This is a genomic window from Aliivibrio sp. S3MY1 (genome assembly GCF_028765575.1).
In the GTDB taxonomy this organism is placed as follows: Bacteria; Pseudomonadota; Gammaproteobacteria; order Enterobacterales; family Vibrionaceae; genus Aliivibrio.
In genome coordinates this window covers 1-210 of sequence record NZ_JARACO010000158.1, presented here as the reverse complement: position 1 = coordinate 210, position 210 = coordinate 1, and the positions used below count along the sequence as shown (strand labels likewise).

At 43.3% G+C, this 210-nt stretch carries 1 tRNA gene; it reads left to right on the top strand.

Annotated elements, in window-relative coordinates:
- Positions 1-28: 28 nt before the first annotated feature.
- Positions 29-104 (top strand) — tRNA-Glu (locus PVK62_RS17645).
- Positions 105-210 lie beyond the last annotated feature (106 nt).

Genomic DNA, 210 nt, shown 5'->3' with positions numbered 1-210 from the left:
AATAAGGTTTTAATTTAGAGTATCCAGTGTCCCGTTCGTCTAGAGGCCTAGGACACCGCCCTTTCACGGCGGTAACAGGGGTTCGACTCCCCTACGGGATACCATCTTTAAACGTTCTTTTAGGTAACGCCTTTAAGAGTCTTTAAAAATGGTTACACGCATTAGCGTGAAATCGCTCTTTAACAATTTGGAAAGCTGACTGATTTAGCT